The 25,512-nt window shown below is 66.6% G+C and carries 19 protein-coding genes; 10 read left to right on the top strand and 9 right to left on the bottom strand.

Annotated elements, in window-relative coordinates; genetic code table 11:
* Nucleotides 1–14 precede the first annotated feature (14 nt).
* Nucleotides 15–617 (bottom strand): XRE family transcriptional regulator, encoded by a 603-nt coding sequence (locus U5771_RS20065; protein WP_322025606.1) that lies wholly within the window; start codon nt 615–617, stop codon nt 15–17.
* Nucleotides 618–866: 249 nt separating this feature from the next.
* Here U5771_RS20065 and glnT point away from each other — a divergent pair, with 249 nt between their 5' ends.
* The 5 genes from glnT to U5771_RS20040 all read left to right on the top strand — a co-directional run bounded on the left by glnT (nt 867) and on the right by U5771_RS20040 (nt 6,828).
* The gene (glnT, locus tag U5771_RS20060) at nt 867–2,255 is read left to right on the top strand and encodes a type III glutamate--ammonia ligase (RefSeq protein ID WP_322025593.1); all 1,389 of its coding nucleotides are present in this window, start codon (nt 867–869) and stop codon (nt 2,253–2,255) included.
* A 12-nt stretch (nt 2,256–2,267) separates the two neighbouring features.
* On the top strand, nt 2,268–3,176 hold the full coding sequence (locus U5771_RS20055) for an amidophosphoribosyltransferase (RefSeq protein WP_322025592.1): 909 nt from the start codon (nt 2,268–2,270) through the stop codon (nt 3,174–3,176).
* Nucleotides 3,164–3,853 carry a protein glxC gene (locus tag U5771_RS20050; RefSeq protein WP_322025591.1) on the top strand — a complete coding sequence of 230 codons (690 nt, stop codon included), beginning with the start codon at nt 3,164–3,166 and terminating at the stop codon, nt 3,851–3,853. Before U5771_RS20055 ends, U5771_RS20050 begins: the two co-directional genes overlap by 13 nt.
* Nucleotides 3,854–3,878: 25 nt before the next feature.
* On the top strand, nt 3,879–5,240 hold the full coding sequence (locus U5771_RS20045) for an FMN-binding glutamate synthase family protein (protein ID WP_322025590.1): 1,362 nt from the start codon (nt 3,879–3,881) through the stop codon (nt 5,238–5,240).
* 187 nt (nt 5,241–5,427) lie between these two features.
* A complete protein-coding gene (locus U5771_RS20040; RefSeq protein ID WP_415859418.1) occupies nt 5,428–6,828 on the top strand; it encodes an ammonium transporter in 1,401 nt (466 codons plus the stop codon).
* A 144-nt stretch (nt 6,829–6,972) separates the two neighbouring features.
* Here U5771_RS20040 and U5771_RS20035 read toward each other — a convergent pair whose 3' ends face one another.
* Together U5771_RS20035 and U5771_RS20030 are read right to left on the bottom strand one after the other, a co-directional pair.
* The gene (locus tag U5771_RS20035; RefSeq protein ID WP_322025589.1) at nt 6,973–8,271 is read right to left on the bottom strand and encodes an ATP-binding protein; all 1,299 of its coding nucleotides are present in this window, start codon (nt 8,269–8,271) and stop codon (nt 6,973–6,975) included.
* Entirely contained in the window at nt 8,271–8,990 is a 720-nt protein-coding gene (locus U5771_RS20030) for a response regulator transcription factor (RefSeq protein WP_322025588.1), read from the bottom strand. The genes U5771_RS20035 and U5771_RS20030 overlap by 1 nt, the downstream gene beginning before the upstream one ends.
* A gap of 192 nt (nt 8,991–9,182) precedes the next feature.
* Between U5771_RS20030 and U5771_RS20025 the strand changes: the two genes are divergently transcribed.
* Genes U5771_RS20025 through U5771_RS20015 form a run of 3 tightly spaced genes read left to right on the top strand, consistent with a single transcriptional unit; the run spans nt 9,183 to nt 15,049 of the window.
* Complete coding sequence (locus U5771_RS20025; RefSeq protein WP_322025587.1) at nt 9,183–10,439, top strand: efflux RND transporter periplasmic adaptor subunit; 1,257 nt, start codon at nt 9,183–9,185, stop codon at nt 10,437–10,439.
* Nucleotides 10,440–10,448: 9 nt separating this feature from the next.
* On the top strand, nt 10,449–13,604 hold the full coding sequence (locus U5771_RS20020; protein ID WP_322025586.1) for an efflux RND transporter permease subunit: 3,156 nt from the start codon (nt 10,449–10,451) through the stop codon (nt 13,602–13,604).
* Nucleotides 13,601–15,049, top strand: a complete 1,449-nt coding sequence (locus tag U5771_RS20015; protein WP_322025585.1) for an efflux transporter outer membrane subunit — start codon at nt 13,601–13,603, stop codon at nt 15,047–15,049. The genes U5771_RS20020 and U5771_RS20015 overlap by 4 nt, the downstream gene beginning before the upstream one ends.
* 36 nt (nt 15,050–15,085) lie before the next feature.
* Here the strand turns inward: U5771_RS20015 and U5771_RS20010 are convergent, their stop codons facing one another.
* Nucleotides 15,086–15,760, bottom strand: coding sequence for an HAD family hydrolase (locus U5771_RS20010; RefSeq protein ID WP_322025584.1), 675 nt, complete (start codon nt 15,758–15,760; stop codon nt 15,086–15,088).
* 201 nt (nt 15,761–15,961) lie between these two features.
* Here U5771_RS20010 and U5771_RS20005 point away from each other — a divergent pair, with 201 nt between their 5' ends.
* Nucleotides 15,962–17,146, top strand: coding sequence for a sugar transporter (locus U5771_RS20005; protein WP_322025583.1), 1,185 nt, complete (start codon nt 15,962–15,964; stop codon nt 17,144–17,146).
* A gap of 167 nt (nt 17,147–17,313) precedes the next feature.
* On the opposite strand, the gene U5771_RS20000 is transcribed toward U5771_RS20005, so the two are convergent.
* The 5 genes from U5771_RS20000 to U5771_RS19980 form a co-directional block, all read right to left on the bottom strand.
* Complete coding sequence (locus U5771_RS20000) at nt 17,314–18,483, bottom strand: helix-turn-helix domain-containing protein (RefSeq protein ID WP_322025582.1); 1,170 nt, start codon at nt 18,481–18,483, stop codon at nt 17,314–17,316.
* A gap of 156 nt (nt 18,484–18,639) precedes the next feature.
* Nucleotides 18,640–19,767 (bottom strand): NAD(P)-dependent alcohol dehydrogenase, encoded by a 1,128-nt coding sequence (locus tag U5771_RS19995; RefSeq protein ID WP_322025581.1) that lies wholly within the window; start codon nt 19,765–19,767, stop codon nt 18,640–18,642.
* A gap of 14 nt (nt 19,768–19,781) precedes the next feature.
* The gene (locus tag U5771_RS19990; RefSeq protein WP_322025580.1) at nt 19,782–21,254 is read right to left on the bottom strand and encodes a benzaldehyde dehydrogenase; all 1,473 of its coding nucleotides are present in this window, start codon (nt 21,252–21,254) and stop codon (nt 19,782–19,784) included.
* A gap of 461 nt (nt 21,255–21,715) precedes the next feature.
* Complete coding sequence (locus U5771_RS19985) at nt 21,716–22,684, bottom strand: agmatinase (protein WP_322025579.1); 969 nt, start codon at nt 22,682–22,684, stop codon at nt 21,716–21,718.
* A gap of 100 nt (nt 22,685–22,784) precedes the next feature.
* Nucleotides 22,785–24,104, bottom strand: a complete 1,320-nt coding sequence (locus tag U5771_RS19980) for an MFS transporter (RefSeq protein WP_322025578.1) — start codon at nt 24,102–24,104, stop codon at nt 22,785–22,787.
* 277 nt (nt 24,105–24,381) lie between these two features.
* Here U5771_RS19980 and U5771_RS19975 point away from each other — a divergent pair, with 277 nt between their 5' ends.
* Complete coding sequence (locus U5771_RS19975; protein WP_322025577.1) at nt 24,382–25,287, top strand: LysR family transcriptional regulator; 906 nt, start codon at nt 24,382–24,384, stop codon at nt 25,285–25,287.
* Nucleotides 25,288–25,512: the final 225 nt, after the last annotated feature.

Genomic DNA, 25,512 nt, shown 5'->3' with positions numbered 1-25,512 from the left:
TCGTGACGGGATGCTTATTCGTCGGCAGGTTGTCCGTAGACGAAGATCGACAGGAACTGGATCGGGGTCTTGATCAGGCGTTCCGGGCCGTGCGGTACGTCGGCGCGGAACGTCAGGGTGTCGCCCGGATGCAGGATGTAGGTCTGCTGACCGTGCCGGTATTCGATCACGCCCTTGAGCATGTGGATGAACTCGGTGCCGGGATGCTCGAATACGGGAAAGCGTTCCGCCTGGTCTTCCATCGTGATCAGGAACGGCTCGAAGGTTTTGCGTGGACCCTGGTCGTAGGCGAGCAGATGGTAAGTGTGGCCGCTTTTCGTGCCTTTACGGACGACTTCCATGCCGGCGCCTTTCTTCACGAGCTGGGCACCGCCCTGAGGTACGTCGAAGTTGCGGAACAGCACGGCCATGGAGACGCCGAGCGCCTGGGCAATGCGGTTGAGGACGTCGAGACCGGTCGAGGTCTGTGCGTTTTCGATCTTCGACAGCATGCCGCGGCTGATACCGGCCTGTTCGGCGACCTGGGCGATGGTCAGGCCATGATGCTGGCGAAGCTCGCGGATGGTCGACCCGAGATAGCGTTCGAGCGGTGTCTTGCTGTCGTCAGCGGTATGCATCATCGACCTCGGCAAAAGGGGCAAGGGTAGCAGATTGCGGCGTGCGCGCCGGCACGGTCGGCAACGCCGGTGTGCGCGCCAAAAGTTTCATGTAGGGAATTATTATTTCGCAACAGTAAATTCCTTCTCAGGCAGAAGGCGTGGTTGCAGCGTATCGGACGCGGTGCTTGCCCATGTCGCGCAGTTGACCCGCTCGCCAGTCGGGCGGATTCCGCAAACCAGTGAACGAAGCAGTTGCAAGGAGAGACGATGAACCTGAACGATACGAGCCAGTTGCCGGTCAACACGCTCGGCAGCGTACCCCGCTTCGACTCGGTGGACGAAGCGCAGACATACCTTGCGCAACACGGCGTGAAGTATGTGCTCGCGCAATTTGTCGACATTCATGGCGTAGCCAAGGCGAAGTCGGTGCCGGTCGCGCATCTGAACAGCGTACTGACCGCGGGCGCGGGCTTTGCGGGCTTTGCAATCTCGGGCGTCGGCATCGAGCCGAACGGGCCGGATTACATGGCGGTCGGCGATCTCGCGACGCTGACGCCGGTGCCCTGGCAGTCCGGGCTGGCACGCATTGCCTGCGACGGTCACGTGGACGGCGCGCCGTGGGCGTTCGATTCGCGCGTGACGCTGAAGAAGCAGGTTGCCCGCCTGACCGAGCGCGGATGGACGCTTTTTACCGGCCTCGAGCCCGAATTTTCGCTGCTGAAGCGCTCCGCGTCGGGCACGCTCGAGCCTTGCGATCCGAGCGATACGCTGGCGAAGCCCTGCTACGACTACAAGGGGCTGTCCCGCACGCGCGTGTTCCTGGAAAAGCTCACCGAATCGCTGCGCGCGGTCGGCATCGACGTCTACCAGATCGACCACGAGGATGCGAACGGGCAGTTCGAGATCAACTACACGTATACCGATTGCCTGACGTCGTGCGATCACTACGTGTTCTTCAAGATGGCCGCGTCGGAAATCGCGAACGAGCTCGGGATGATCTGTTCGTTCATGCCGAAGCCGTTCGCGAACCGCCCGGGCAACGGCATGCACATGCACATGTCGATCGGCGACGGCAAGCGCAACCTGTTCGCCGACGACGGCGATGCGCTCGGCATGGGCCTGTCGACGCTCGGCTACCGGTTCACGGCGGGCCTGCTCGCACACGCGCCCGCACTGACCGCGCTCTGCAACCCGACGGTGAACTCGTACAAGCGCCTCGTCGTCGGGCGCTCGCTGACGGGCGCGACCTGGGCGCCGGCCTACATCAGCTACGGCGACAACAATCGCTCGACGATGGTGCGGATGCCGGGCGGCCGGATCGAGCTGCGTCTGCCGGACGGTGCATGCAACCCGTATCTCGCGACGGCCGCCGTGATTGCCGCCGGGCTCGACGGCATCGACCGCGACCTGTCGCCGGGCGCGCCCGCGAACGAAAACCTGTACGAGTGGCCCGCGCAGAAACTCCGCGAACACGGCATCGGCGTGCTGCCGCAGAACCTCGGCGAAGCGCTCGACGCGCTCGAAGCCGATCGAACGATCTGCGATGCGCTCGGGCCGGTGGTCAATGAATTTCTCAAGCTCAAGCGGATGGAGTGGCTGGAATACATGCGCCACGTATCCGACTGGGAAATCAAGCAGTACGTCGAATTTTTCTGAGGAGCAAGCAACATGTGTGGAATCGTAGGATTGCTGGTCAAGACGCCGGCGTTGCGCGAGCGGCTCGGCGAGCTGATGGTGCCGATGCTGATCGGCATGACCGAACGCGGCCCGGATTCGGCGGGGCTCGCGGTGTTCGGCGACGCGGTCGAGCCGAACCAGCGCAAGCTGAGCCTGTACTCGGGCTTCACGGATGAAGGCGAGCATTTTCCATGGGATGTGCTGCTCGACCGCCTGAAGGCGTCCGTCGACGCCGCGGCGCGCGTCGACGCGAAGGGCAACCACGCGGTGCTGACGGTCCACGCGCAGGCCGACACGGTCAGGCACTGGCTGAACGAGCATTGCCCGCGTGTCTATCTGCTGTCGGCGGGGCGCTCGATCGACCTGTACAAGGACATCGGCCTGCCCGCGGAGATCGCCGCGCGTTACGCGTTCGGCGGCCTCAAGGGCTCTCACCTGGTCGGCCATACGCGGATGGCGACCGAGTCCGCGGTGACGCCCGATCGCGCGCATCCGTTTACGGCCGGCGAGGATTTCTGCCTGGTCCACAACGGCTCGCTGTCGAACCCGTACGGCGTGCGCCGCAAGCTCGAGCCGAAGGGCATTCACTTCGATACCGACAACGACACCGAGGCGGCATGCCGCTTCCTCGAATGGCGGCTGCGCGAGGGCGACACGCTGCCCGTGGCACTGCAGAAGGGCTTCGAGGAGCTCGACGGCTTCTACACGTTCCTGATGGGGACGCCGACCGAGCTGGCGCTGATTCGCGACCCGTTCGCGTGCAAGCCGGCCGTCGTCGCCGAGAACGACGACTACGTCGCGATCGCGTCGGAATTCCGCTCGCTCGCGCACCTGCCGGACATCAGGAACGCCAAGGTATTCGAACCCGCACCCGAGGAGATGTACGTATGGAACGCATGACATTCGACCTTGAGCACGCAACCGTCAGGGACGTCAACCAGTACCTGCACGGCAGCGCGGACGCGCTCGACGGGCAGGCGATCGTGGTGGCCTCGCCGAACGGCGCGCACAACCTCGCGGTCGGCGTCGATGCCGACGTGACCGTGACGATCGACGGCCACGCCGGCTATTACGCCGGCGGCATGAACCAGCGCGCGACGATCGTCATCGAGGGCAGCGCCGGGACCGGCGTCGCGGAAAACATGATGAGCGGCAAGGTGCACGTGAAGGGCTTCGCGTCGAACGGCGCGGGTGCGTCCGCGCACGGCGGCCTGCTCGTGATCGACGGCGATGCCGGGTTGCGTTGCGGGATATCCCTGAAGGGCGGCGACATCGTCGTCGGCGGGTCGGTCGGCAGCTTCTCCGCATTCATGGCCCAGGCGGGCCGGATGGTGATCTGCGGCGACGCGGGCGACGCACTCGGTGATTCGCTCTACGAAGCGGTACTCTACGTGAAGGGTGACGTGAAGTCGCTCGGCGCAGACGCGCAGTTCGAGCCGATGGCCGACGCTGACTTCAGTGCCGTCGCGGCGCTGCTCGATGCGGCCGGGCTCGACCACGATCCGCACGCGTTCAGGCGCATCGCTTCGGCCCGCACGCTCTACCACTGGAACGCCGACGCGAACCAGGAATATTGAATCCACGCTCCATCGAGGCAACGCCATGGAAGTCAAACCCATTCATTTCGCCCGCTTGCAGCAGGAAGAGTCGTACGGCTACGACCGCAAGACGATCGATTACATCCACACGGCCGCCCAACGCGGGTTGTACGAGATTCGCGGCCTTGGTGCAAAGCGCCATGTACCGCACTTTGACGATCTGCTGTTTCTTGGCGCGTCTCTTTCGCGTTACCCGCTTGAAGGCTATCGCGAGAAGTGCACGACGCAGACCGTGCTCGGCACGCGCTTCGCGAAGAAGCCCGTCGTGCTCGACATCCCGATCACCATAGCCGGGATGAGCTTCGGCGCGCTGTCGGCGAACGTCAAGGAAGCGCTCGGTCGTGCGGCCACGGCGGCCGGCACGTCGACGACGACCGGTGACGGCGGGATGACGCAGGAAGAACGCCGTTCGTCGAAGACGCTCGTCTACCAGTGTTTGCCGTCGCGCTATGGGTTCAATCCGGACGACGTGCGCCGCGCCGATGCGATTGAGGTCGTGATCGGGCAAGGTGCGAAGCCGGGCGGCGGCGGCATGCTGCTCGGCCAGAAGGTCAATCCGCGCGTGGCGTCGATGCGCACGCTGCCGGCGGGCGTCGACCAGCGCTCGGCGAGCCGCCATCCGGACTGGACCGGCCCGGACGATCTCGCGATCAAGATCCAGGAACTGCGCGAGATCACGGACTGGGAAAAGCCGGTCTACGTGAAGGTCGGGGCAACGCGAACGTTCAATGACGTGAAGCTCGCGGTCCATGCGGGCGCGGATGTCGTCGTGGTCGACGGGATGCAGGGCGGCACGGCGGCAACCCAGACCTGCTTTATCGAGAACGTCGGCATCCCAACGCTGGCGGCGGTTCGCCAGGCCGTCGATGCGCTCGAGGATCTGAACATGAAGGGGCAGGTTCAGCTTATCGTGTCGGGCGGCATCCGCACCGGTGCGGACGTCGCGAAGGCGCTCGCGCTGGGCGCCGATGCCGTCGCAATCGGCCAGGGGGTCCTGATGGCGCTCGGCTGCAACAGCGAGTCCTACTTCCAGGACGGCATGCTGCATTCGGCCGTGGCCGATTACGCGGCGCTCCATACGTCGCCGGGCTTCTGTCACCACTGCCATACCGGCAAGTGTCCGGTCGGCGTGACGACGCAGGACGCAGTCCTCGAAAAGCGTCTCGAGCCGGAAGAGGGCGCGCGTCGTGTGCGGAACTACCTGAAGACGCTGAACATGGAGCTGACGACCATTGCACGCGCATGCGGCAAGCAGAACGTGCACCACCTCGAGCGCGAGGATCTCGTCGCGCTGACGGTCGAGGCGGCCGGCATGGCGCGGGTGCCGCTTGCCGGCACGTCGTGGATTCCGGGCGGGCGCGAGTGATCCCGGCGTGACCGTGCGCATGACGGGGCGCCGCGTCGGCATGCGGCGTTCCGTCATCGACCGGTTCGGTCCATGCGACGCACGCGGTGAAGCCGCGTCGTGTCGTGTTCATTCCCGATAGTGCGGGTTCGTCAACGGTTCGCGCGTGCATCGCGGGGCGGTGCATGCCTGGGTTCGAGGAAACGACATGAAAAAGACGATTGGCTGGATTCTGTGGGCCTGGCTCGCGATGCTGGCGCTGCCCGCATTCGCGGACGACAAGGTGGCGGCCGCGGTGCCGGTGCCGAACAAGGGCGACACCGCGTGGATGATCGTCGCGACGCTGCTGGTCGTGATGATGGCGGCACCCGGGCTGGGCCTGTTCTACGGCGGCATGGTGCGCGCCAAGAACATGCTGTCGATCCTGATGCAGACACTCGTGGTGTTCTGCCTGCTCGGCGTTCTGTGGGCGGTCTACGGCTACAGCATCGCGTTCACCGAGGGCAACGCGTTCTTCGGCGGGCTCTCGAAGGCGTTCCTGGCCGGCATCACGCCGGATTCGACCGCCGCGACGTTCAGCAAGGGCGTCGTCATTCCGGAGTTCATCTACGTGTCGTTCCAGCTGACGTTCGCCGCGATCACGCCCGCGCTGATCGTGGGCGGCATCGCCGAACGCGCGAAATTCTCCGCGGTGCTGGCGTTCATGGTGCTGTGGTTTACCTTTTCGTACCTGCCGATTGCGCACATGGTCTGGTACTGGGCGGGTCCCGACGCTTACACGAGCGCCGCGGCGGCCGACAAGGCCAACGCGACGGCCGGCTTCCTGTTCCAGAAGGGCGCGATCGATTTCGCCGGCGGCACCGTGGTGCATATCAATGCGGGCATCGCGGCGCTGGTCGGCGCGATCATGATCGGCAAGCGGTCGGGCTTCGGCCGCGAGACGATGGCGCCGCACAACCTCACGATGACGATGATCGGCGGGTCGCTGCTGTGGGTCGGCTGGTTCGGATTCAATGTCGGTTCCGCGCTCGAGGCAAGCGGCGCGGCCACGCTCGCGTTCGTCACGACGCTGCTGGCCACCTGCGCGGCGACGGTGTCGTGGACCTGCGTCGAATGGTCGTTGAAGAAGAAGCCGTCCATGCTCGGCGCGGTGTCCGGCGCGATCGCGGGGCTGGTCGTGATCACCCCGGCATGCGGATTCGTCGGGCCGATGGGCGCGATCGCGATGGGGCTGATCGCGGGCGTCGTCTGCTATTGGGGCGTCAACGGGCTCAAGCGTATCCTCGGCGTCGACGATTCGCTCGACGTGTTCGGCGTGCACTGCATCGGCGGCATCGCGGGGGCGCTGCTCACCGGGGTGTTCGCGTCGCCGTCGCTGGGCGGCACCGGGATCTACGACTACGTGGCGAACAGGGTCGCCGACTACCACATCGGCGATCAGCTGATCGCGCAGTGCTGGGGCGTGGGGACGTCGCTCGTGTGGTCGACGGTCGTGTCGATCGTCGCGTTCAAGCTGGTCGACGTGACGATCGGTTTGCGCGTCGATGGGGAAAGCGAACGCGAAGGGCTCGACATCCGGTCGCACGGGGAATCGGCATACCATTCGTGAGCGTTGCCGCGCCGGAAGCGGCGTTCCGGGAGCGGTCGCCGGGGCGACCGGATCAACGCTATGCCCGCCGTGCGAGCGCGAGCGGCTGCAGTCGGCGGCCGGCGGTCGATGCGCGACAGGCGGACGGACCGGCGCCCGCGCACATCACGACAGCGGCAGCACGATCCGCGCGACCAGCCCCGTCGGCTCCCGGTTCCGCAGCACGAACGTCCCGCCGTGCGCCTGCACGATCTCGCGCACGATCGACAGCCCGAGCCCGACGCTGCCCGGACGATCGCCGCGCGCCGGATCGAGCCGGACGAACGGCTCGATCACGTCCTGCAGGCGATCGTCGGGGATGCCCGGTCCGTCGTCGGCGACGTCGATGCGCACGTGCCGGTCGTCGACCGACGCGACGATCAGCACGCTGCTGCCGAAGTGGGTCGCGTTTTCGACGAGATTCGTCAGCACCCGCTGCATCGCATCGGGCCAGCAGAACATGCGGATCTTGTCGGGGCCGTCGTAGCGGACCGCCGCGCCGGCTTCCTCGTATTCGTCGCACAGCGTCGCGATGAGCGCGCCGAGGTCCAGCCATTCCTTCTCTTCGTGTGCCGTGCCGCTGCTGAGAAACGCCAGCGCCGACGTGACCATCGACTGCATCAGGTCGAGATTGCGAATCAGCTTGTCGCGCACGGCGTCCGTCTGTTCCATTTCGAGCTGCAGGCGCATCCGTGTGAGCGGCGTGCGCAGGTCGTGGCTGATCGCGGCCAGCATCCGCGTGCGGTTGCGGATCGAATGCGCGATGCGTTCCTGCATCAGGTTGAACGCATGCGCTGCGCGGCGAATCTCGAGCGGGCCTTCTTCCTCGATCGGCGCGACCGCCATCGCCTGGCCGAACGCATCGGCCTGCTCCGACAGCCGCCGCAACGGCCGGATCACGCGGGCAATGGCCCAGGCCGACATCGCCGCGATGCCCACGCACATGAAGATCAGCGCGCCGTAGAACGGAAACGTGTAACGCGGCGGATCGCGCGTGATGCGATGCGTGAGCACCTCGAGCGTGTCGCGGCCGATCGGCACGCGTACGCGGATCGATTCGTCAGGGTTGCCGCGCGGGCATGCGCGCACGGTCAGCGCGCCGCTCGCCGGCAGTTCGGATTTCAGCACGGCCTCCAGATCGCGCGTGTCCGCCGTCACCGTCGTGCACCGCGAGGGCGCTTGCGCGAGCCGGTAGTTCAGGTTGGGCTGGTGCCAGGTCGCGACGACGGCGCCGCGCGCATCGTCCGGCATGGCCTGCAGCGTGCCGACGGCACCGGCGATGCGGTATGCGCTCTGCCACGGCCACGGCGGCGGGGGCGGCGCGTGATACGACAGCAGCACGATGAACAGTAGCGCGGTGGCGATCGACGCGCACGTGAGGATGACCAGGATCTGGCCGAGCGTGGTCGACAGGACGTGACGCATCAGGCGAACGTGACGTCGGGCTGGAACGCGTAGCCGTCGGCGCGGACGGTACGGATCGTCTCGTCGAGCGGATCGTCGCCGGCGAGCTTGCGGCGCAGCCGGCTCACGAGCAGGTCGATCGAGCGCTCGGAGATCGGGAAGTTCCGGCCACGCGTGAGGTTGATGAGTTCCTCGCGGGACAGCACCTTGCGGACATGCTGGCAGAGCACCAGCAGCAGGTCGGTTTCCGCGCCGGTGAGCGGCACGCGCAGGCCTGCCGCCGAGCGCACGAAACGCCGGTACGGATAGAACGTGCAGCCCGAGAACTGCAGCACCAGCTCGGCGCCCGGCTTGCGTTCGGCATCGTCCGCGGCGCCCGGGCGACGCAGCACGGCACGGATGCGGGCGAGCAGCTCGCGCGGATCGAACGGCTTCGGCACGTAATCGTCGGCGCCCAGTTCGAGGCCGACGACCTTGTCCGTCGGGTCGTCGAGTGCCGTCAGCATGATGATGCGCGGCCCGCCCTTCGCATGCAGCCGACGGCACAGGTCGAGCCCGTCCTTGCCCGGCAGCATGACGTCGAGCAGGACCAGGTCGACGTCGACCGTCGCGAGCAGCGCGTCGGCGGCTTCGACGCTGTCCGCGACGTGCGTGACGTAACCCTTGCCGGAGAGAAAGGCGGCCAGCGAGACGCTGATGTCGGCGTCGTCCTCGACGATCAGGATGGGAGTGGCGGTCAATGCGTTCACCGTTGTTGCGAGCGTGTGATGTGCGGCGCGCGGCCGCGATGGATGCGCCGACAAATGTACTCCGACGCGCGCGTCTGGTCTGTGTCAATCCCGACACAATATGTGAATGCGCATAACAATCAACAACTTAGGTGATGTTTGCCGTATCGTGCACGACTTCGAAGAAGGGTAATGGTCGTACACATGAACAAGCAATGGGAGTATTGCCGGAGGCGCTGGCCGGTCGTGCTGGCGCTGTTCGCGGCGTTCGGAATCGCGGGCTGCGGCGATCGCGGTGGGGCGGCCGGCCCGGGTGGCGCGGCGGCGGCCGTCGAAGTCGGCGTCCAGACCGTCGCGCCGCAGCGGATCGCCGAGCAGACGGTGCTGTCGGGGCGTTTGTCGGCGCTGATGGTGTCGGACGTGCGACCGCAGATCGGCGGGATCGTCCGCAAGCGGCTGTTTACCGAAGGGGCTGACGTGAAGGCCGGCCAGGTGCTGTACCAGATCGATCCGGCGACCTACCAGGCGGCCTACGATCAGGCGCGCGGCACGCTCGCGAAGGCCGAGGCGACGCTCGCGTCCGCGAAGACCAAGGCGGCGCGCTACGCGGCGCTCGTGAAGATCAGCGCGGTCAGCGCGCAGGACAACGACGACGCGATCGCGGCCGTGCGCGAGGACGAGGCCGACGTGCTGGCCGATCGCGCGTCGCTCGAGTCGGCCCGCGTCAATCTGGGCTACACGCGGATCACGGCGCCGATTTCCGGACGCATCGGCGCGTCGTCGGTGACCGAGGGCGCGCTGGTGACGGCCGACCAGACCACCGCGCTCGCGACCATACATGCGTACGACCGGATGTATCTCGACGTGACGCGTTCGAGCGCCGAATGGCTGCGGCTGCGCAAGGCCTACGCATCGGGCCGGCTGCAGCGCGCCGGCGACGGTGCCGTCGTCCGGCTCACGATGGAAGACGGCACGTCGTATCCGCACGATGGCGTGCTGCAGTTCTCCGGCATCACCGTCGATCAGACGACCGGCTCCGTCACGCTGCGGATCGTGTTCCCGAACCCCGACGGCGAGCTGTTGCCGGGGATGTACGTGCGCGCGGCACTCGACGCGGGCGTCGACGCGAATGCGCTGCTGGTGCCGCAGCTCGCGGTCACGCGCGCGGCGGACGGCAGCGCGAGCGTGTGGGTCGTCGATGCGACCGGCCACGCGAAGCAGGTCGCGGTGCGTGCGGATGACGCTTATGGAAACCAGTGGCTCGTGTCGAGCGGCCTGAAGGCCGGGGATCGCGTGATCGTCGACGGCTTGCAGAAGGTGCAGGCCGGCGCGGCCGTTCACGTGATGTCCGATGCGTCGGGCGCGGCGGCGGGGGTGGCCGGTAGCGCGGCTGGTAGCGTGGCTGGAAGCACGGCCAGTGGCGCGTCGGCCGCTGTCGCGACGTCGTCGGCGAAGCCGTAAGGAGGGCGCATGGCAGGCTTTTTCATTCAGCGCCCGGTCCTCGCATGGGTCATCGCGATCGTGATCATGCTGATCGGCGGCGCGGCGACCACGAGGCTGCCGGTCGAACAGTATCCGACGATCGCGCCGCCTTCGGTGATGGTGACCGCGACCTATCCCGGCGCATCGGCCGACACGGTGGCGAAGACCGTCACGCAGGTGATCGAGCAGAAGCTGTCCGGCATCGACAACCTGCTGTACATGTCGTCGACCAGCAGCAACGCCGGGCAGGCGTCGATCACGCTGACGTTCGCGCCCGGCACCGACGCCGACATCGCACAGGTGCAGGTGCAGAACAAGGTGACGCAAGCCTCTGCATCGCTGCCGCAGACGGTGCAGGAACAGGGCGTCCAGGTGGCGAAGGCGTCCAGCAACTTCCTGATGATCGTCGCGCTGTCGTCGCCGGGCGGCTCGCTGAGCTCGATCGATCTCGGCAACGTGATCACGACGCAGATCCAGGATCAGCTGACCCAGCTGAGCGGCGTCGGCGACGTCACGTTGTTCGGCGCCCAGCACGCGATGCGCATCTGGCTGAACCCGGTGCGGCTGAAAAGCGTCGGGCTGACCGCGTCCGACGTGACGACGGCCATCACGAACCAGAACGTGCAACTGTCGGTCGGCGAGCTGGGCGGCGCGCCCGCGACGGACACGCAGGCGCTCAACGCGACCATCGCGTCGTCGAGCCTGCTGACGACGCCGGCACAGTTCGGCGACATCCTGCTGCGCGTGAACACCGACGGCTCGACGGTGCGGCTGAAGGATGTCGCGCGCGTCGAGATCGGCGGCGATTCGTACGACACGTCGTCGCGGCTCGACGGCAAGCCGGCCGCCGCGCTCGCGATCAAGCTGTCGACCGGCGCGAACGCGATGTCGACGGCGAGCAAGGTGCGTGCGAAGCTCGCCGAGCTGCAGCCGCAGCTGCCGAAGGACATCGCGATCAGTTATCCGTACGATTCGACGCCGTTCGTGAAGATCTCGATCGAGGAAGTGGTGAAGACGCTGATCGAGGCCGTGATCCTGGTGTTCCTCGTGATGTACCTGTTCCTGCAGAACCTGCGCGCGACGCTGATTCCGACGATCGTCGTGCCGGTCGCGCTGTTGGGGACGCTCGGCGTGATGTCGGCGATCGGCTTCTCGATCAACGTGCTGTCGATGTTCGCGATGGTGCTCGCGATCGGACTGCTGGTCGACGATGCGATCGTCGTCGTCGAGAACGTCGAGCGGATCATGGCCGACGAAGGGCTCGGGCCGAAGGAAGCAACGCGAAAGGCGATGGGGCAGATCACCGGCGCGCTCGTCGGCGTGACGACGGTGCTGACCGCCGTATTCATCCCGATGGCGTTCTTCTCGGGTTCGACGGGCGCGATCTACCGGCAGTTCTCGGTGACGATCGTGTCCGCGATGGTGTTGTCGGTGCTGCTCGCGTTGACGCTGACCCCGGCGCTCTGCGCCACGCTGCTGACGCCTTCTTCCATCCCGCATCACGAACGTCGGGGATTCATCGGCGCATTCAACCGGCTGTTCGACAAGGGCAACGCCGGATACAGCGCGTCGCTCGCGCGGGTCGTCGCGAAGCCCGTGCGCTGGATGATCGCGTACGCGCTGATGGCGGGCGTCGTCGGCCTGCTGTTCATGACGCTGCCGTCGTCGTACCTGCCGGAAGAGGATCAGGGCTCGATCATGGTGTCCGTGTCGGCGCCGGTCGGCACGCCCGCGTCGAGCACGCTGAAAACCGTCGAGGCGGTCGAACAGTATTTCCTGAAGCAGTCGGCCGTCGCGCACGTGATGGCCGTCAACGGTTTCAGTTTCAACGGGCAAGGGCAGAACAACGCGTTCGCGTTCGTCCAGTTGAAGGACTGGGGCCAGCGCGGATCGAGCGACAGCGCGCAAGCGGTGATCAGCCGCGCGAATGCCGCGTTCGCGGCTCGGCGCGATGCGCAGGTCTTCGTGATGAACCAGCCGGCGATCCAGGGGCTCGGCACGCAAAGCGGTCTCGACTTCGAGATCGAGGACCGATCGGGGCAAGGGCACGACAAGCTGCTGGCCGCGCGCAACCGGTTCGTCGCGCTGGCCGCGCAGGATGCGTCGCTCGCGATGACGCGTCCGTCCGGCCTGGAGGACTCGCCGCAGCTTTACGTCGACATCGATCGCGAGAAGGCCAGCGCGCTCGGACTGTCGATTGCCGATATCAATTCGACGCTGTCGACCGCGTTCGGCTCGTCGTACGTGAACAACTACATCGATACCGGACGGATCCAGAAGGTGTACGTTCAGGCCGATGCGCCGTTCCGGATGATGCCGACCGATGTCGGGCAGTGGTATGTCCGCGCCGATTCGTCGTCGACCTCGACAACGACGACCTATGACGGCGTGATGGTGCCGTTCTCCGCATTCTCGACCACGCGCTGGACCTTCGGCCCGCCGCAGATCGAGCGCTACAACCGCACGCTCGCGATGCAGATGAGCGCGCAGACGCCGCCCGGCGTCAGCACCGGCCAGGCGATGACGGCGGTCGAAACGATCGCGAAGCAGCTGCCGTCCGGCTTCGGCATCGAGTGGACCGGCCAGTCGTATCAGGAAGTGCTCGCCGGTTCGCAGTCGACCTATCTCTACGCGATCTCGCTGATCGTCGTGTTCCTGTGCCTCGCCGGCCTGTACGAAAGCTGGTCGGTGCCGTTGGCCGTGATCCTGGTCGTGCCGATCGGGGTGCTGGGCGCGCTGCTCGCCGCGCATCTGCGCGGCCTGTCGAACGACGTGTACTTCAAGGTCGGCCTGCTGACGACGATCGGCCTGTCGACGAAGAACGCGATCCTGATCGTGGAATTCGCGAAGGACCTGCAGGCGCAGGGGAAAGGACTGATCGAAGCGACGCTCGAAGCCGCCCATCAGCGATTGCGGCCGATCCTGATGACGTCGCTCGCGTTCGTGTTCGGCGTGCTGCCGCTCGTGATCAGCACCGGCGCCGGCTCGGCGGCGCGGCACGCGATCGGGACGGGGGTGGCGGGCGGGATGATCGCCGCGACGGTGCTCGCGATATTTTTCGTGCCGGTGTTCTTCGTCGTCGTGCGCAGGCTGTTCAACGAGCACGGCCGCGACGAAGCACGGCATGCAGAGGAACAAGCATGAAACTGAAACTCCTGGCGCTGGTCTGCGTCGCGGCGCTTGGCGCGTGTTCGCTCGACCCCGTCTATCAACGCCCGGCCACGCCGACGGCCGGCGCGTGGCCGACCGGCGCGGCATACGGAACCGGGACGGCCGCGCCGGCGGCGGCGTCCGCCGCGACCGGGACCGCGACGCCGCCGGCAGCCGAGGTCGGCTGGCGCGATTTCTACCGCGACCCGCCTCTGCGGAAGCTGATTGCGCTCGCGCTCGACAATAACCGCGACCTGCGCGTCGCGGCGCTGCAGGTGGCCGAGTATGAAGCAAAGTACCGCATTACGCGCGCGGCGCTCGCGCCGTCGATCGACGCCGGCGGATCGCTGTCGAACGCGCGCAGCGACGGCGCGGTCACGCGCTCGGCCAGCGTGTCGGTCGGCACGACGTCGTGGGAGATCGACTTCTTCGGCCGCCTGCGCAGCCTGAAGCGTCAGGCGCTCGAGAACTATCTGTCGACCGACGCGTCGCGCGTCAGCACGCAGCTCGCCCTCGTCGCGACGGTCGCGACCGACTATCTGCAGTTGCGCGCCGACGAGGCGATGCTGAAGATCGCCACGGACACCGCGGCCGCCGACCAGCGCACCTACGATCTGACGGTCGCGATGCTGAGGATCGGCAGCGCATCGTTGCAGGACGTGCGCGAGGCGCAGACGTCGCTCGCGACCGCAAAGGCGAGTGTCGCGTCCTATACGCGGGCGGTCGCGCAGGACCGCAACAACCTGACGGCGGAGATCGGCTGCGCGTTGCCGGACGATCTCGACGCTGGCCCGACGCTGCTCGACGACGCTGCGATGCTCGCCGACATCGGCGCCGGCGTCCCGTCGGACCTGCTGGCGCGCCGGCCCGACATCGTCGCGGCCGAACACACGCTGAAGGCGGCGAACGCGAACATCGGCGCCGCGCGCGCCGCGTTCTTTCCGAAGATCGAACTGACCGCGACGGCCGGCACGGCCAGCAGCGGCCTGTCGCAACTGTTCAAGGCCGGCACCGGTGCGTGGACGTTCGCGCCGACGATCACGATGCCGATCTTCGACTACGGCAGCAACAAGGCCTCGCTCGACGTCGCGAAGATCGACAAGGACATCGACGTGGCCGATTACGAAAAGGCGATCCAGACGGCGTTCAAGGAGGTTGCCAATGCACTGGCCGGACGCGACACGTATGTCGCGCAAGTCGACGCGGATCGCGAGTACGTGCGATCGGCCCGCGATTACTACGATCTCGCGCAGGCGCGCTACCGGACCGGCACGGACAGCTTCCTCACGCTGCTGACCGCGCAGCGAACGCTGTATACGGCGCAGCAGCAACTCGTCACCGATCAGCTCGCGAGCTTGTCGAATCGGGTGACGCTGTACAAGGTGCTCGGCGGAGGGTGGTCGGCGACGAGCACCGCCGCCGCGGCCGGCGCGTCCTGACCGCGGCGATCGACCGGCTCGGACGGCGCGAACCGCCTACGGCCGCGCGGCAATCTCGTCGAGGTGCCACAGCAGATCCGCCGGATCGTCATACACGCGCAGTGCGCCCGCACGTTCCAGCTCGTCGCTGCCGTAGCCGCCCGACAGCAGGCCGACGCCCAGCGCGCGGCAGCGGCTCGCGGCGAGCATGTCCCAGATGCTGTCGCCGACCACGACCGTATGCTCGATCGGCACGTTCAGCTTCGCGGCGGCCGTCAGGAACAGGTCGGGGTCCGGCTTCGCATACTTCACCTGGTCGCGCGTGACGACCACGTTCTTGGCCGGATCGACGCCGAGCGCTTCGAGGTTGATGGCCGCCGTTTCCATCCGGCCGCTGGTCGCGATCGCCCAGCGGATGCCCGCGTTCGACAACGCGGCCAGCAGCTCGCGCGCGCCCGGCAGCGGCCGGACCTGCGCGCGCAGCCGCTGGTATGCGGCCGCATGCAGCCGCGCGAGCCGTTCGACGCGCTCGGCGTCGAGGTCGCCGGCCGTCTCGCGCAGCAGCTGGTTCAGGAACAGGCCGCCGCTCATCCCGATCTTGCGGTGGATGCGCCACACCGACAGCTCGATGCCTTCGGCATCGAGCGCTTCCTTCCACGCGAGCACGTGCTGATAGACGCTGTCGACGAGCGTGCCGTCGAGATCGAACAGAAATGACGTTTCAATGCGCATGTGAATCTCCTGGCCCGATGATGTTCGGGCATATCGTCCGCGAAATGTCCTTCGACGCATTATCGGCGCACGGCCGTGTCATCGCCATGTCCCGGCGGTGCGGCCCGCCGCGGCATGTCATGTGCCGCTGGTACAATCGCGCCGATGCGCCGGGCCGACTGCCCGCGCCGCCCGCGCCCCCAACCTTCGTCGAATTCCCGTATGGCAACCCCGGACGCCGTCAGTTCCGAACAGTCGTGGTGGGGCGTTCTGGCCCTGGCACTCACTGCCTTCATCTTCAATACCACCGAGTTCGTGCCCGTCGCGCTGCTGAGCGCGATCGGCGACAGCCTGCAGATGCAGCCGACCGCCGTCGGCCTGATGCTGACGATCTACGCGTGGGCCGTCGCCGTCGTGTCGCTGCCGCTGACGTTCGTCACGCGCCACGTCGAGCGCCGCAAGCTGCTGAGCTGCGCGCTGCTGGTGTTCATCGGCAGCCATGTCGTGACCGGCGTCGCGTGGAATTTCACGGTGCTGATGATCGGCCGGCTCGGCATCGCGTGCGCGCACGCGGTGTTCTGGTCGATTTCCGTCCCGCTGGCCGTGCGGCTCGCGCCGAGCGACCGGAAAAGCCGCGCGCTGAGCCTGCTCGCGATGGGCACGGCGATCGCGATGGTCGCCGGCATTCCGCTCGGGCGCGTGATCGGCGAGGCGCTCGGCTGGCGCGTGACGTTCCTCGTGATCGGCGGTGCGGCGGCCGTCGCGCTGCTGTTGCTGCGCGCGACACTGCCGACGCTCGCGAGCCAGGGCGCCGGCTCGCTGTCCAGCATCGGCACGTTTCTCAGGAAGCCGGCGCTCGTGGCGCTGTATGCGATCACCGTGCTGGTGGTCTCCGCGCACTTCACGTCGTACACGTACATCGAGCCGTTCGTGCAGAGCGTCAACCACGCGAGCAGCAGCCGGATCACCTACGTGCTGATCCTGTTCGGCGTCGCCGGGATGCCGGCCGCGCTCTGCTTCAATCGCGTCTTTCCGGAACGGCCCGCCGATTTCCTGCTCGCGTCGATCATCGCGCTGTCGGCGTGCCTGCTGATCCTGTTCCCGAGCGCGCTGAACATCGTCACGCTGTCGGTGCACACGCTGGTGTGGGGCGGCGCGATCGTCTGCTTCGGTCTCGCGATGCAGGCGTGGGTGCTGAAGCTCGCGCCCGAGGCGACCGATCTCGCGGTGTCGATCTTTTCCGGGCTGTACAACGTCGGGATCGGGGCCGGCGCGCTGCTCGGCAACCATATCGCCGGGGATTTCGGGCTGCCGTGGATCGGCACGTTCGGCGGGGTGGTCGGGATCTTCTCGGCCGGAATCGCGTGGGCCGCGTTGCGGCTGCATGCGCGGCGGGCGGTGGCGTAGCCGCCAGTGGACCGGCCGGGCCGACGATCATGCCGCCATCGCGTCACACTGATCGCCGCAAGCCGCAAGCCGCAAGCCGCAAGCCGCAAGCCGCAAGCCGCAAGCCGCACACCGCACACCGCACACCGCACACCGCACACCGCACACCGCACGCGCGGTGCGTCGCGTCAATGCGGCCCGTCAGTCCTGAGCCCCGCCGCATCGAGCTGCCTGAGCTTCGCATAAAGCGTCGTGCGTGAAATGCCGAGTTGCCGCGCGGCCGCCGACACATTGCCGTCGTGCTCGTCGAGCGCCCGACGGATCACGTCGAGCGACTGTTCGTGCAGGCTCGCCTGCGGGCTGGCGGCCGGCGCCGTTCCGCAGACGTCGGCGGCTTCCTCGAGCACATCGGCCTGACGCGCGATCGTCGCCCGATCGAGCGGCGCACGCACGGTGCGCACCCATACGTGGCTACCATCGTCCCGCGCGATCCGCTGCGGCGTGCGCGCCGGCGTCAGCAAGCGGCGCTGCTGCACGGGCGTCGCACCGGGAAACAGGTGCCGGAGATCGACCGGCGCGACCGGCCCTTCGGGCGCGAGGTCGAGCATCTGCCGCGCGAGCCGGCTCACCGCGCGCACGCGGCCGGCTTCGTCGAGCGCGACGACACCGGCGAGCGGCGTGCCGAGCCAGCGCGAATCGTGTTGCACCTGCAGCAGATGGCAGTCGCGCAGCAGCGCATAGAGCCGCTGCTCGGCGGAGAGCGCCGCATGCCGGAACTGCTCGCGCAACTGCACGACATTGCGCCGCCCGATGCCGGTGATGTCGAGCGCGCCGATCACTTCGCCGTCGAAGCCGACCAGCGGCACCGCGAGACAGAACACCCGCGACAGTTCGTCGAGATAGTGCTGCGCGCCCGCGACGACCGCCTCGGCGCCGTCGTGAATCACGCAGCTCGGCGCGGTCGTGCCGATGTTCGGTTCGACGATCCGGCGGCCGGCGACGATCGGCGTCAGCAGCGCGTCGTCGCACTGCGGACTGCGCCGCGCATGGACGATCGTGCCGCGCGGATTGACGCAGAAGATCGTCCACTCGCTGCCGCCGAACGCGGCCCAGAGCTGCTCGATTTCCTGCGCGACGCAGCGCAACAGCCGCCGGTCCGCGCGCGATTCGTCGAGCTCGCGCTGCATTTCGTAGCGGGCGGTTTGCCACGGCCGGAGCCCGGCGTCGCGCGAACGCAGCCACGAGCGCGCGACGCTGGGCGGCAACGCCGTGTCCGGCAGCGGCTCGCCCGCCGCGAAGCGGGCGCGGAGCCGGTCGAGGTCGACCGGCCGTGCAAGGGATTCGGGAGTCGTCTTCACGCTGCGTTCCTTGGGGTCGAATGTCCGGGGCCGGGCGTAGCGGCCCGGCGTGTCGCGCGAATGCGTAATATAGCCCGGTGCCCGCAGCGCGGTATTTTCCCGAACGGCGCGCCGCCGCGTGCCGCCGAGGGGCGGCGGCCGGCGGCGCCCCCGCGCTCAATGCGGCAAACGCAGGATCGGCTTGAGCGTGATGCCGTTGCTGCTGTCTTCCGCCGCCTGGTTGATCTGCTCGAGCGGATAGAACTTCACCAGCCGGTCGAACGGAAACCGCCCTTGCAGATACAGCTGCACGAGTTGCGGAATGAAGGTCTGCGGCACGCTGTCGCCTTCGACGATGCCGCGGATCGTGTGGCCGCCGAGCAGCAGGCTGTTCACGTCGAATGCCGCCTTGGTGCCGAGCTTCGGCGCGCCGACCACGCCCATCGTGCCGCGCGAGCCGAGCGCGTCGATCCCTTGCGACAGCACGGTCGGCAGTCCGGTCGATTCGAGCGCGTAGTCGACGCCGCCGCCGGTGATCTCGCGGATCGCGTCGACGACGTCGACTTCCTTGCTGTTGATCGCGTGCGTCGCGCCGAGCTCGAGCGCCAGCGCGAGCCGCGACGGCACGATGTCGACGGCGATGATGGTGGTGGCGCCCGCGACGCGCGCGGCCATCACGGCGCTCATGCCGACCGCGCCGGCGCCGAAGCTCGCGAAGCTGCTGCCCGTGCGTACCGCGAGCGAATGGATCACCGCGCCCGCGCCGGTCTGGATCCCGCAGCCGAGCGGCCCGAGCAGTTCGAGCGGCGCGTCCGTCGACACCTTGATCGCGTTGTTCTCGCGGGCGAGCGCGTAGCTCGCGAACGACGACTGCGCGAAGAAATGATCGTGCAGCGGTTGCCCGGCTGCGTCGCGGATCGCGGTGTGGCCGTCGGCGTCGGCGCCGCCGAAATTGAGCCCGAAGAACTGCCGGCAATACGCGCCGTGACCGCCGACGCACGACGCGCAGTGGCCGCAGGCGCCGTAGGTCAGCACGACGTGATCGCCCGCGGCGAGCGTCTTCACGTTCGGGCCGACCGCCTCGACCACGCCGGCGCCTTCATGACCGAGCACGGCCGGCAGCGGCACCGGGTAGTACTGGTCGCGCACGATCAGGTCGGTGTGGCAGAGGCCCGTCGCGACGACGCGCACCAGCACCTCGTCGCCGCGCGGCGCGCGGATCCGGGCGGATTCGATCGAGAAGGGCGCGCCGGCGGCGCGTGCGACGGCCGCGGTGACGGCACGCGTATCGTTTTCGGTGTACATGGTCGGTCTCCTTGTCAAAGCGGGTACAGCGGTGCTTCGCCCTTGATCGTCAGCCATTGCCACTGCGTGAATTCTTCCCAGTTCGCGCTGCCGCCGATGCTCGAGCCGTTGCCCGAAGCGCCGACGCCGCCGAACGGGTTGATCACCTCGTCGTTGACCGTCTGGTCGTTGATGTGCAGCAGCCCGGTGTTCAAGCGTTCGCCGATCCTCAGTGCGCGGCCGACGTCGGCGGACAGGATCGCCATCGACAGCCCGTATTCGGTCCGGTTCGCGAGCGCGATCGCCTCTTCGTCGGTATCGAACGGCACGACGATCGCCACCGGCCCGAAAATTTCCTCGTCGAATGCCGGATTGCCCGGCGCGACGCCGCTCAGCACGGTCGGCTCGAAGAACAGGTCGCGATGGCCGCCGCCCGTCTCTACACGTGCGCCCGCACGGCGGGCCGCGTCGATCACGCTCGCCGCATGGTCGCGCTGCGCGGCATTGATCAGCGGGCCGAGACCGACGTCCGCGGTCGCCGGGTCGCCCACCCGCAGGCTTTGGGCCTTCTCGACGAGCTTCGCGACGAAGCGGTCGTGAATCGCGCGCTGCACGAGCACGCGGCCGGTCGCCATGCAGATCTGGCCTTGATGCAGATACGCGCCCCATGCTGTGTTGGCGACGGCGCGGTCGAGATCGGCGTCGTCGAGCACCATCAGCGAGTTCTTGCCGCCGAGTTCGAGCGACACCTTCTTCAGGTAGCGGCCGGCCGCTTCGCCGACCTTGCGCCCGGCCGCGGTGGAGCCGGTGAACTGGATCATCGCGACATGCGGATCGGCGACCAGCGCCGCACCGGCCGCGCCGTCGCCGGGCAGCACGTGCAGCACGCCTTCCGGCAGGCCGGCGAGTTCGAACACGCGGGCGAGCGCGACGCCGCCGCACACGGCCGTGCGCGGATCGGGTTTCAGCACGACCGCGTTGCCGAGCGCGAGTGCCGGTGCGACCGCGCGCATCGCGAGGTACAGCGGGAAGTTGAACGGCGAGATCACGCCGACCACGCCGCGCGGGCGGCGGCGCGCGAGCGACAGCCGGCCGGCCGCCGACGGCAGCACTTCGCCGGCCGCGCGCGACGGCAGCCCGGCCGCCTCGTGCAGCGCCTTGATCGTGACCGACGTTTCGAACGACGCCTTCGCGCGCGTCGAGCCGCTTTCGCGCACGAGCCAGTCGACGATCGCGTCGAAGTGCGTTTCGGCGACGGTTGCCGCGCGGCGCAGGACTGCCGCGCGTTCGTCGTACGGCAGGGCGAACCACGCCGGCTGCGCGCGATGCGCGGCGGCCGACGCGTCGGCGATGGCTGCGGCGTCGGCGAGGCCGATGCGGCCGAGCGTGTTGCCGGTCGCCGGCTCGATCACGTCGGCCGCATGAGGGCTCGCGTGCCAGCGTCCGTTGAAGGTCTTGCCGCGCCAGACGTCGGCGTCGAACAGTGCCGTGTTGCTGCTGCTATCCATGTACGCTCCTGATGAAATTAGGATCGACCGGATCGGGCGTTGCGCCGCCCGACCGGCATGCGCGCGAGGGTAGGCGGGTGTGGAGAAGCGGGGCTATCCGGGTTTCTTCCCACCCGGCGCGGCCGCGCCGGGTGGTGGGGGGCTGCGTTCAGGTGTGCGGAAACTGAACAGGCGTTGTGCGGATTGTTGCTGCACGTCGTCTGATGATGCTGCGGGTATTGCTGGTGGAGCAGGTCCTGCGCCTCATCTGACAGCGCTGAGCGTGCAAACCTACGCCAAGACCTACGCTCGCACATTTCCGGATCGGCAGTCATCGACCTGTTGCCGTGATTCGAATCCCGCGACGGCAGCGCCCGCTCTCGAGGCTCTACCGTCAATGCATCCATGCCGAGACGTCTGTCGCTTTGCTCTGCCGCCATGGCGTGCTGCAAGATCGGGATTCGTGCTACGTCGAATGAGGTTCAACCGATGTGCGGAGCGTCGAAATAGTCGGCGCGCACGGCCGCCCCGATCATGTTGACGATCAGGCGTCCCGCGGTGATCGATGTAATGTTGTTCACGTCGATCGATGGCGTTATCTCGACGATGTCCATACCCACGACTCGTCCTTTCTTCACAAGGCCGTGAATCAGTTGGCGCATTTGCACATAGGTAATGCCTCCCAATGCCGGCCCCGCAACGCCAGGCGCAATTGACGGGTCGAGGCCATCTGCGTCGATGGTCAGATAGTAACGACCGCCGTCCGCAATGCGGTCGAGTACTGACTGCATTCCCCTCTCATGAACCTCATACGCCGGGATCAGATGCGAGCCGTAGGCTACTGCCGCATCGTAATCGGCTTGACGGCCGCTGCCCTGTGCGCGCAATCCAATCTGAAAAATTTCGTCGATGTGCTCCATCTCGGACGCACGGCGAATGGTGCTCGACAGGCCTTCACGAACGCCATTGATTTCTTCTCGCCAGTCGAGGTGAGCGTCGATATGGACAAGGGTGATGGGACCCTGATCGTCGTAGGCGCGCAATACGGGGATGGGGATCGCGTGGTCACCGCCCAGGATGATCGGCATGGCGCCGGCCTTCAGGATTTTCCGGACCGCCTCTTCCGAACGGGGACCATGCGTGCTGAGGTCGCGTGGGTCAGCGGGGACATTGCCGCAGTCCACCACCTTCAGCGCCCGGTTGTCATAGATGGGGCCGCCGACGTCGAAGTCATAGTGGTGGAGCGCGCGGCAGATGCGGTCGCTCATGGCACGAATGGCATCTGGCGCTTTGCTCTGATCGTTGCTGATGTGTTCAGCGACATAAGCCTGGCCGCACGGGATGCCGAGAATGGCGACATGCGCGTCCAGTTGGTCGAGATCGGTACAGACCGGCGACCACAGAAAGCTCTGATGCTTCGTGGAAGGCGGAACAGTCAACGGAAAGCTCATGGTTTGCTCCATTTTTCGAGTGCAGGTTTCCGCGCGACGCAGAAGACGCGTCACGGCAGAGCGGGCAAGGATTCGGGGAAAATTCGTGAAGATCGAACGCTTACCGATCTTCGATGACGTGTTCGAAGAGATCTGACCGGATCGGGCCCAGCGCGAAGCTGTAAATGAGGCAGCCGACAAGGGCAACGATGGAGGCGGACACCAGACCCGGGGTGAAGGAGCCCGTTCTGTCTTTGAGGAACCCGATCACAACCGGGCTGGCAAGCCCCGCGAAGTTCGCGATGCAGTTCTGAAACCCCGCGATCGTCCCCACGATCGAGCGCGATCCTCGTGGAGAGACATCGGCCGGCAAGGCAAGAATGGCGGATGTTGCGGCGGAGACGCCAAAGAAGGCGATCGACAGGAGTCCGAGGGCAAACCACGCCTGCGGAACAATGCCTGCAAGTCCAATCGTTGCGCTCAACGCCATACCTACCACGATGCACACCTTGCGCCCGAAACCGAGGCCATACCGGGTCTCTGCGATCTTGTCGGATGCCCAACCGCCCACCCATGAGCCGACCAGCCCCAGAAGACCCGGCAGGATGCCGAAGAAGCCAAGCTGGAGAAGCGAGAAGCCACGCTCCTTGACGAGGTAAGTCGGATACCAGGTAATGAAGAAGTAGATCACGTAGCTCTGGCAGGCGAATCCGAGTGACATTGCCCAGATCGTCTTCGACTTCAGCAGCGATCGCCACTTGATACGTACCGACGAAATTTTCTCGTCGGGCTTTCCGTGGCTGATATGTTCGACTTCGGCCTTGTTGACGAACCGACTCTGAGACGGAAACTCCGTCGCGGTGAGCAACCATACTGCCGCCCAGACGAATCCGATCAGACCGGTGGCAATGAACGACGCCTTCCATCCGAAGCCGGCAATGATCGCAGTGCACAAAGGAATCGCGATGAGCGTGCCCCCACGGGCGCCACTATCGTAGATGCCGGTTGCCAGCCCGCGTTCGGTCGGCGGGAACCAGCGCTCGACGAACTTGGTGGCCGCGGGGAACGCGCCGGCTTCTCCCGCACCCAGCATCAGACGGAGACCGAGTAGCCCGGCACCCGAACGGACGAAGGCGGTCGCGATCGTAAACGCCGACCACCAGATTACCGCTCCCGCAAATACAACCCGCGCGCCGAGGCGATCGACCAGCGCACCGGCCGGGATCTGGAACGCGGCATACGTCCAGAAGAACGCACCGAGGATGAACCCGGACTCCGCGGCGGACAAATGAAGGTCCGCGTTCATGTAGGGTAGGGCCACGGACAGATTTGCCCGGTCCATGTAGTTCGTCACGATCGCAATAAATGCGAGGCCGACCATGAACCATCTGTAGCGTGTCGCCTTCGGGGCGGCAATCGCTGTCGACTGTGCTGCTTCCATTGCATCTCCTCGGGCTTTCCAGCCCTCTCCTTTGTGGTTTCGGTTCCTGGCAGGCGGAGTCGGGATCCAGTCATCAAGATGGTCCGAATTAACCCGAAGGCTCGGGGCCCGTGATCACACACGCCAGCGCTCGCGTTCGGCAGCGGGTAGATAGAATTGCGCGCCACACGTGACCGTCTTTTCGAGGTCGTTCATCGAGGGTGCGTTGCCAAACCTGCGAGCGAGGCCCTATTCTGATAGCGATCTGTCGAGGTGAAAACTGCCAAAACTTGCACCCATGATTGCAAAAACCGACACCAAGGACCGTCTGCCGGACGGACTCATCGAGCGCGACCTGAGAGGCCTCCGCATCTTCCGGGTTGCAGCAGAGGCCAGAGGGTTCGGCGCTGCGGAGAGCCGGCTGGGAATGAGTCGCGCGACGATCAGCCGGCGTATCAAGGAGGTGGAGTCAAAGCTGGGTACGCCATTGTGCACACGGGGCCCTCAGGGCTTCGAACTTACGGAAGCCGGGCGGGCGGTGCTGGGGCTCACCGCCGAAGCGCTCGATGCACTGGATCGCATCAAGCCGCAAGTTGATGCGTTGCGAGGTCTCGTCAGCGGAGACTTGGCCGTCGGTATTACCGACCATGCATTCAGCAATCCGGCTTGCCGCGTTCCTGATGCGCTGCGGCAGCTCAACGAGGTGGCTCCCGGTGTTCGTCTCGAAGCTCACACGCTGACGATCAATGAGCTAACGAAAGCCCTGCTTGAAAGACGAATTCACGTGGCCATCCAGGGGGTTCACGTGCGCGCCGCGTCGCTGCAATACGTCGAGCTCTTCCAGGAGACGCACTGCATATACACACTCGATGCCTCTGCTGCCGGCCGGGTCCGCCCACCCTTGGTCAACCGCATTGGACAGCCGTTCGTGCAGCACGCGCTTGGCGAACTTGGGTTCGAGCGAGGGCCGGATGCAGTGGGTCTTGACTCGGTCGCACTGTTCGTGTGCTCGGGACGGTTTAGCGGCATTCTCCCGCGCCACTATGTCGATCAACTTGCAGCGCGGGCCAAGTTGGAGATTATTCCTGGCTCCCCGCAGTACACGGTAACCTTCTGTGCCGTGACAGATCGCACGCGCCCTTTACCGCCAAGCGGAGCGCGGTTTATCGAGTTGCTCAGGGCGCTGCATCCGAAGGTATCCTGAGCAGGCTTGGGCAAGCAACACTGGCTGGCATGTGCTGCGCCTGGATGGTCGCCGTGCGGAACCGGTCTTCTCGACTTTGGTGCAGACCTGCCTCAAAAATATCGACTTGTTCACCGACTCCGGAAACAAATCGCCCTATGTTGCGATCAGGTGGGTCGATGGCGGAGATGGTTTCCAAATTCACCGGTTGAATTACACCAAACCAGAACCCCTGACACGCACATA

Origin of the sequence: Burkholderia sp. BCC1977 (assembly GCF_905339595.1) — a bacterium.
Lineage (GTDB): Bacteria > Pseudomonadota > Gammaproteobacteria > Burkholderiales > Burkholderiaceae > Burkholderia.
This window is presented reverse-complemented; position numbering and strand designations above follow the sequence as displayed.